Below are 6,022 nucleotides of genomic sequence, written 5' to 3' on the forward strand. Positions count from 1 at the left end.
TGCGAAGAATTCCGCATAAAACAGTTGCATTTTGCAGATAATGAGGGTATAATGTCGGAAGAAATTGGCAGTGACGAAAGCTACGATCGAAAAGCTGTTTCAGAGAGCCGGTGGCAGGTGTAAACCGGTGCAGTGAGTAAGGTCTTTCCACTTTCAGAGCCGGTGATGAAAGTCACAAGGTTCGTACCCTGTATCGTACGTTTGAGAGGTCGGAAGAAGATCTGTTCTTTAACATAGAGAAAGAGAGGCAGAGTGTTCCGGCAATATGGGTGGCAACGCGGAAGAGAATACAGCCTTTCGTCCCATGTGTTTTGGCACAGGGGCGGAAGGCTTTTGTGTTATAAAAAAGAAAAAGGAGCTTAGAAAAAATGATCGATTTAAAATTTTTAAGAGAAAATCCGGAAATCGTAAAACAGAACATTAAAAACAAATTCCAGGATCAGAAATTACCATTAGTAGACGAAGTGATCGAGTTAGATGCGAAGGCAAGAGCAACACAGAAAGAGGCAGATGAGCTTCGTGCAAGCCGTAACACCTTATCCAAACAGATCGGACAGTTAATGGGACAGGGCAAGAAAGAAGAAGCAGAGGCAGTAAAGGCACAGGTAAGTGCCAATGCAGCACGCCTTGCTGAGTTAGAGGAAACAGAGAAAGAGTTGCAGGAAAAAGTAACAAAGATCATGATGGTAATCCCAAACATCATCGATCCGTCTGTTCCAATCGGAAAAGATGACAGCTGCAACGTGGAGATCGAAAAATTCGGCGAACCTGTCGTTCCTGATTTTGAAATCCCATATCACACAGATATCATGGATCGTTTTGATGGTATCGACCTTGACGCAGCAGGAAAAGTTGCAGGAAACGGTTTCTATTATTTAATGGGTGATATCGCAAGAATCCATTCCGCAGTGATCTCCTACGCAAGAGATTTCATGATCGACCGTGGATTTACTTACTGTGTACCACCATTCATGATCCGAAGCAACGTTGTAACAGGTGTTATGAGTTTTGACGAGATGGATGCTATGATGTACAAGATCGAGGGAGAGGATCTTTACCTGATCGGAACTTCCGAACATTCCATGATCGGTAAATTCATTGACACGATCAACGATGAAGAAAAATTACCATACACACTGACTTCTTACTCTCCATGTTTCCGTAAGGAAAAAGGAGCACACGGTATCGAGGAACGTGGTGTATACCGTATCCACCAGTTCGAGAAACAGGAAATGATCGTTGTCTGCAGACCGGAAGAATCCAAAGTCTGGTATGATAAATTATGGCAGAATACTGTTGACCTGTTCCGCAGCTTAGATATCCCGGTCCGTACATTAGAGTGCTGCTCCGGCGATCTCGCTGACTTAAAAGTAAAATCCTGCGACGTAGAGGCATGGTCTCCAAGACAGAAGAAATACTTCGAAGTTGGAAGCTGCTCAAACTTAGGAGATGCACAGGCAAGACGTTTAAAGATCAGGGTAAAAGGAAAAGACGGAAACAAATATTTTGCACATACCTTAAACAACACAGTTGTTGCTCCGCCACGTATGCTGATCGCATTCTTAGAGAACAACTTAAATGAGGACGGAAGCGTCAACATTCCAAAAGCACTTCAGCCATATATGGGTGGAATTGAGAAGATCGTTCCAAAACACTAAGAAGAAATAGAAAAGTAAGAATAAATAAAAAAGTAAGAACAAATAAAAAAGTAAGAACAAATAAAAAAGAATGTATCCGGAGGAAATTAATCCGGATGCATTCTTTTTTTAAAAAATTATTTCTCATAAATACAGTGTGTTCCCTGATGCTGCATCAGCCCGCCAAGACATTTTTTGTTGCAGCGGACGCAGCGGTGGATCTGGTCTGCATGACCATTTTTCAGCTTGTTCACCCAGTCAGGATCAGCCAGTAACTGGCGGCTCATGGCAGCACACTGGATACGGCCATCGGCAAGCTGTTTTTCCACAAAATCAGGATCGGTAAGTCCGCCGACACCACAGATTGGAAGATTGGTGTACTGTCTTACCTCATCACAGAATTTCAGGAAACATCCCGGTTCACCAAAATATGGATGGTTTTTCGGTGGGATGGTATTCTCAAGATCAGAATGGTTTGCGAGTGTGACATGGAAGCTTGTAACGCCTGCTTTTTCAAGCATTGGAACAAATACCTTCAGCTCATCCTCGATAACACCTGCATTTCCGTAGTGTGGATTCTCCTGACGGACGGCAAGCTTGTAATCGATTGGCATATCCGGCAGTTTTTCGCGGACGGCAGAAACAGCCTCCACTGCAAAACGGGCACGGTTTTCGGCAGTTCCGCCGTATTCATCGGTGCGGTGGTTGTAAATGGAAGAACTGAAACTTCCACACATACGGTCACCGTGGATCTGGATCATATCAAATCCTGCTTTTTTTGCGAGAACAGCGGCAGTGCCGAAAGCAGAGGTGATCTCTTTTACTTTTTTGTGGGGCATATTCGTAATATATGGAGCAACCTCATTATTTAAAAGAGGGCGGAGTTCCTGCATGCTGATCCGTTTTGTGAGCACGCCCGGAACATATTTTAACATGGCTTTGATATTGGAATCGGACTGATGAAGCTGGGCGCATACCTTACAGTCATTGTCATGGGCGATCCCGATTACTTTTTGATAGAATGCAAAGCCTTTTTTGTCAAAAAGCGATTTGCCGAAATGACTTTTTCCAACCGGAACGTCTCCGACAATGATCATGGCGCAGCCGCCAGCTGCAATCCGGCGTATTTTTTCAAAGTAATCTTCATCCGATAAACCGAATGTTGTAGGGGCAAAAATAATGCGGTTTTTTAAGGTTAATCCTCCATAATTGAAGGGAGTCTGAATTGTTTCGTACATAATCTCACACTTTCTGAATTGATATTTTACACAACAGATTTAAAAGGAGCTGCTGCTCCTCATTGGTAAGACCGGTCAATTTGGTGGCATCCCAGTCGAAAAGTACCTGATGGCAGACATCAAAAGCCTGTTTCCCAAGAGAGGTTAAAGTTAACCGGTAACTGCGGCCGGATTTCTTTTCTTTGATCAGAAAACCATTTTCTGCAAGTTTCGCAACGGAGCGCTGCGAATGTCCCCAGTCCAGTTTTAAGGCGCTGGTCAGTTCTGATGGGGTACACTCAGGATGTTTGCCCACATAAATGATAAAGTACATCTGACCAAAGTTAAGACCTAACTCATGGAGCTTTTCTGTTGTGTAAGCAGCAAATTCTTTATATAGTTCAGTTGTATAGTAGGAAAGAGTTGATATTAGCATAAATCCTCCTTACATCGCAAAGCGAAATCCAATTTTCATATCGAAAACTGAGTATTTACGTTTCCAACTGCACACAGTATAAAACCAATACTTGACTTTGTCAAGTAAGAAAATAAAAAAGTTGTATGAGTTTTTGACCGGATGACTTGTGATCTTTTATCATTCGGGTGAAAACCCATACAACCGTTCCTGCTTATTCAGAAATATGATTTTCGCGCATATATTCACCAATTTTTTTATCACAGGCAAGAATGTGGTTTGCAAGCCAGTTCAGTAAAAACTGGATCAGATCAAGAAGATATACCTGCTGGTTGTCATCCAGATCCTCCATTTCATCCAGATCGATATTTACAAGACGGTCTACAAATGCAGCGTGTGCCCGTTTCTGTGAAGGAAGTTCAGGATAATGGATGCGCTCCATCAGAGCCTCTTCCTCGCTGAAATGTAATTCCGTATAATCTCTCAGTTCTGCCAGCAGACGCATGATCTCATCGTATTTATCATGTAAAAGCTGGTCGTGGATGAGGTCATTGGTATCACTGATGATCTCAAACAGCTTGCGGTGCTCATCATCGACAAATGTGATGCCGGTTTTGTATTTGTCCGTGAATGCAAATGGATCCTCTGTAGATTCTTCCGTAGGGATCATTTTCCCGATCATCATATCGCTGCTTAAAATATGATGATAAAGCCAGTGCACGAGGTAAGTAAGAAGTTCATTTAACGATCTCTTGGCATTGCGTGGTGATGTGGTATCCAGTTTAAATTCGTTGATCGTCTTTGCAAATGCAGCATGTTCTGTCTTCTGGAGAGGAAGCTCAGGATCATGGATACTCTCCATATAAGCCTCCTCATGAGCAAGGTGCGTAGCTGCGTAATCTTTCAGGTTTGCGATCAGGCTTTGACCGATGGCTGTCACATCCTCTGTTTTCTCAACTAATTCGAATGCTTCATTTATCATCTGGAACAGACGCTTGTGTTCTTCATCGATTGCATCAATATGAAGCATACAGTCTTCTGTAAATTCGTACATAAAATCCTCCTTCTGTGTGTCATAAATCCGCAGCGCTTACGGAAAAGTGCAGTGGAATGTCTTTCGTGTTGCTACATTTATGTCATCATCATAGCACATGCTGGAAGAAAATTACAGTTGTTTTCGTGGAAATTATGCCATACTTTTACAGGTACTACGGATGAAATTTGCAATAATCCTTTTCATCGATTCAAATTAATGATATAATTTTTCTGAAATGTTGACAGATATACATTTTATCTTTCTAAAATGTTGATGATTTACATTAAAAAGTGTTATTTATGTTGATCAGAGGTGCCTTATGTTAAAAAGAAAAGCAACAGATTTTATGAAAAACTGGATAAACACAAAGGATAAGAAGTGCCTTGTCGTTCAGGGTGCCAGACAAACAGGAAAGACATATACCGTTGAACGTTTTGCCGAAGAAAATTATGAAGAACTGGTTGAAATTAATTTTAAACAGATGCCTTCTGCGATGGAGATATTTTCTGGAGATCTTACCGTAGATGCTATGGTTATGGGTATGCGGTTCCGCTTCCCTGAAAAGAAAATTATTCCTGGAAAAACATTGATTTTTCTGGATGAAATTCAGGAATGTCAGGAAGCGGTCACATCACTTAAATTTTGGGCGATAGATAATAAATATGATGTAATTGTATCTGGCTCACTTCTTGGAATCGATTACAAACGTGCCTCTTCTTATCCGGTTGGATATGTTGATTATTTGAAAATGTATGGGATTGATTTTGAAGAGTTTCTGTGGGGAATGGGAATATCCGGGGATATGATAGAAAATCTCTGTGGTTATCTGCGTTCTAAAATGATTGTGCCTGAAGCAATTCATTCGCAAATGATGAATTATTACAGACAGTACATTGCAATAGGTGGTATGCCAGAGGCAGTACAGAAATATATAGACACAAAAGATTTTAGGAAAATTGACAGGATACAGCGCAGCCTCTTACAGGGATACCAGTATGACATAGCACATTATGCAACAGCTGAGGAAAAGGTAAAAGCAGAAAAGTGTTATCTTTCTCTTGCAAAACAGTTACTGGATAAGGAAAACCATAAATTTCAATATAAAGAGGTCGAGCATGGTGGTCGGGCACAAAAATATTTTTCAAGTATTGAGTGGCTGCTTCGTGCGGATATGGTGCATTTATGCAAACTGGTAACAGATGTCAGATTTGATCTGGATGACTATGCAAGAGATGACTTTTTCAGGGCATACACAACGGATTTATCTCTTTTGATGGCGATGAAAGATTTTTCATTAAAGCAACATATCGTAGAAAATACGTTATTCGGAAACTCAAAAGGCGGTATATATGAATGTGCCATAGCAGATGCACTTTACAAGAAAGGATATCCGTTATATTTCTATAAAAATGAGACAACCAAGAGAAAAATTGATGTTATGATCCAAAAAGATGGTGTGGTAGTTCCGATTGAGGTTAAAAGTGGAAATACGCGGGCTAATTCCTTAAAATCTATTTTGAAAATGAATGCAGATATTCCTTATGGATACAAGTTTGTTGATGGTAATATAGGTGTAAGTGATGATGGTATCATTACATTACCGTTATATATGATCGCGTTTATTTAAAGTATTATTTTTTTAAAAATATTATCACTGAATTCCCATAATACATTGTAGCTGTAGTTCCCGGTTATTACTTGGTATGTTATAATCTTT

5 protein-coding genes are annotated in these 6,022 nt (G+C 40.6%); 2 read left to right on the top strand and 3 right to left on the bottom strand.

Annotated elements, in window-relative coordinates; genetic code table 11:
• Nucleotides 1-368 precede the first annotated feature (368 nt).
• Nucleotides 369-1,658 (top strand): serine--tRNA ligase, encoded by a 1,290-nt coding sequence (gene serS / locus ROSEINA2194_RS18375; protein ID WP_007890404.1) that lies wholly within the window; start codon nt 369-371, stop codon nt 1,656-1,658.
• 116 nt (nt 1,659-1,774) lie between these two features.
• On the opposite strand, the gene bilR is transcribed toward serS, so the two are convergent.
• The 3 genes from bilR to ROSEINA2194_RS18390 form a co-directional block, all read right to left on the bottom strand.
• On the bottom strand, nt 1,775-2,875 hold the full coding sequence (gene bilR, locus ROSEINA2194_RS18380; protein ID WP_007890405.1) for a bilirubin reductase: 1,101 nt from the start codon (nt 2,873-2,875) through the stop codon (nt 1,775-1,777).
• A 4-nt stretch (nt 2,876-2,879) separates the two neighbouring features.
• Complete coding sequence (bilQ, locus tag ROSEINA2194_RS18385) at nt 2,880-3,290, bottom strand: bilirubin utilization transcriptional regulator BilQ (RefSeq protein ID WP_007890406.1); 411 nt, start codon at nt 3,288-3,290, stop codon at nt 2,880-2,882.
• A 193-nt stretch (nt 3,291-3,483) separates the two neighbouring features.
• A complete protein-coding gene (locus ROSEINA2194_RS18390; RefSeq protein ID WP_007890407.1) occupies nt 3,484-4,323 on the bottom strand; it encodes a bacteriohemerythrin in 840 nt (279 codons plus the stop codon).
• Between the two features lie 301 nt (nt 4,324-4,624).
• Between ROSEINA2194_RS18390 and ROSEINA2194_RS18395 the strand changes: the two genes are divergently transcribed.
• Nucleotides 4,625-5,932: an ATP-binding protein gene (locus ROSEINA2194_RS18395; RefSeq protein WP_007890408.1), complete on the top strand. Its 1,308-nt coding sequence runs from the start codon at nt 4,625-4,627 to the stop codon at nt 5,930-5,932.
• Nucleotides 5,933-6,022: the final 90 nt, after the last annotated feature.

The organism is Roseburia inulinivorans DSM 16841, from assembly GCF_000174195.1.
Lineage (GTDB): Bacteria > Bacillota > Clostridia > Lachnospirales > Lachnospiraceae > Roseburia > Roseburia inulinivorans.